The following is a 2053-nucleotide window of genomic DNA, read 5'->3' as shown; positions in this document are numbered from 1 at the left end:
CTCCCCGGGGGCGCGGGGGGGGGGGCGGCGCGGTCGGGGCCCCACCCCGGCTGGCCGCGGCGCCCCCGGGGGGCCCCCGCGGCGGCGCGGGCGGCCCTGTCCCGGGCCGCCGACGACCTGCACGTGGCCGGCGCCTCGCACTACGAGGCCCGGGCCTTGGAGGACTTGGCGGACCTGCTGGACGATCCAGCGGAGATCAGGAGCTGCCTGCGCCGAGCACTGGCGGTCTACGAAGAGGGCGGCAGCCCCCGCGCGGCGGCGGTCCTGGCCCGGCTCGCCGCAGGCTGACCTGTGGCCGAGGGCAGCGTGCGGAGCAGCAGCCGCTGCCTCCGCTTGCCGTGGACCACGACCACGGCTGCGGCGTCGAGGGGGGCACCGACCCGCAGGCACGCGTAGACCGCTGCCGCGGCGGTGCCGGGGTCGGTACCAGGCCCCTCGGCAGCACCGACGTGGAGCAGCCGGCCGTCGCGCATCCCGACGGTGCAGCCGTCGACGGAGGGCAGCGCCGCGATCCGGGCACCGGGGAAGTCGTCCAGGAGGGCCCCGACGCGCTGGCGCCCCGCCTCCGGGGCGAGGACCTCCGAGGACGAGCAGATGACCGTGGCGCTTTCGGTGAGGCGGGTGTCCGGCTCGTCGATGTTGCAGGCCAGATGCCAGAAGGCGGTGTCGGTCTCGGCTGCTCCTCCCACCAGTGCCGCGGGGAAGCGGCGGACGTCCACCAGGAGTTCGCCTCCGGCGTCCCTGACGACGGAGGTGTGCACCATCAGCGACCGGGCCCGTCCTGTATCCGGGGCCGGGATCGGGAAGGCGCGCGGACCGCGGCCGGGGTGGTGCGGCTGGATGAGCTGCTTCGGCTGAGGGAGTCCGAGGAGGTCGTAGACCAGCTCACGGAGCCTAGGCAGGGCCTGGCCGGGCTCCGCGAAGGCCGCCGCGGTCACTGCGGCGTACCGGTCCGGTCGGTGGTCCGCCACCGCCGCCGCCAGCTGCGTCCGCAGCGGCCGGTCCGCCTCCAGCCGTCCCGCTGCCGTGCGCAGCGCGCTCCCGGCAGTCCCGGGAACGGCCTCCGACCCGAAGGCGCCGAGGAGTACGGGGCGTCCGAGTGCTGCCCCGTACAGGGTCACGGACCCGTGGTCCCCGATCACCACGTCCGAGGCCACCAGGGCTTGCTGCCAGCCGTCCGTGGGGTCGACTGCGATCAGCCCGGCCTCCAGGGCGCTCTGCTGCACGACCCGGACCTGCCAGGCTCCGTGCCCCGACCAGACGTTCGGGTGCAGTACCAGCGCCACCCGGAACTCGTCCGTCGGCAGCTGGGACAGCAGGTCCGCAGGAAGCGCCGGCCAGGACCCGGCCAGCGACTCCTCGCCCCAGGTCGACGTCACCAGGACCAGCTGCTGGCCCGGCAGCACGCCCAGGGCGGAGCGGTAGCGCTCCCGCCACCGGACGCTCGCCCGGATCCGGTCGAGACAGGGGTCGCCGACCAGCACCGTGCTGCCGTTCGTGGCGGGATGGGCGGCGGCCAGCTGGCATTCCTGGTCGGGGTGGGAGACGGCGAGCCGGGCCCGCCCGGCCGCCAGCAGGTCGTCGTGGACCAGCCCAGAGAGTCGGGTGCCTGGTCCGGCGGAGTCGGGGACCTGCTTGTGAAAGCCGACCCCGTGCGGAAGCACCAGGACCGGGTAGTCGCCGGGCGGCACCTTGATGTTCTCGGAGGCGGAGACGAGCAGGTCGGGCTCGATCTCGGCGAGCTGGGGCCACGGGAGCGTACGGCAACCCAGGGAACGGAGCAGGTCGAGCACGCCGTCGTTGAAGGCGGAGGTGGGGTCGTATGCGAAGACCACGGCGATCCGCGGGTCGTCGTGGACGATCTCGGGCACCACGTCCAGCACACGCACCAGCGACGTCACCGTCCGCGCCGCGACCACGACCGTACGTTCGCCGCCGAAGGTCCGCCAGCGTGCGGCGTCGGGCCCCACGGGGACGAGAATGCGCTCGTCGGACTCCATCGCGTACCTCCGCCCAAGGGCAGGATCGCATACAACCAGGTCAGACGGCCTCC

Annotated in this window: 1 protein-coding gene and 1 pseudogene; one reads left to right on the top strand and one right to left on the bottom strand. The window is 74.6% G+C overall.

The annotated features are described in order from the left end of the window. Nucleotides 1-288 (top strand): annotated as a pseudogene (locus tag ACFWP3_RS13880) (hypothetical protein); the annotation flags it as partial. Here ACFWP3_RS13880 and ACFWP3_RS13875 read toward each other — a convergent pair. Further along, nucleotides 228-2000 carry a hypothetical protein gene (locus tag ACFWP3_RS13875; protein WP_384219986.1) on the bottom strand — a complete coding sequence of 591 codons (1773 nt, stop codon included), beginning with the start codon at nucleotides 1998-2000 and terminating at the stop codon, nucleotides 228-230. The pseudogene ACFWP3_RS13880 and the gene ACFWP3_RS13875 overlap by 61 nt on opposite strands. Nucleotides 2001-2053 lie beyond the last annotated feature (53 nt).

The sequence above is a fragment of the Streptomyces sp. NPDC058525 genome, from assembly GCF_042719495.1.
In the GTDB taxonomy this organism is placed as follows: Bacteria; Actinomycetota; Actinomycetes; order Streptomycetales; family Streptomycetaceae; genus Streptomyces.
This window is presented reverse-complemented; position numbering and strand designations above follow the sequence as displayed.

Excerpts from the sequence above, each read along its gene's own strand:
- ACFWP3_RS13875 (WP_384219986.1), bottom strand. The coding sequence starts at position 2,000 with ATGGAGTCCGACGAGCGCATTCTCGTCCCCGTGGGGCCCGACGCCGCA.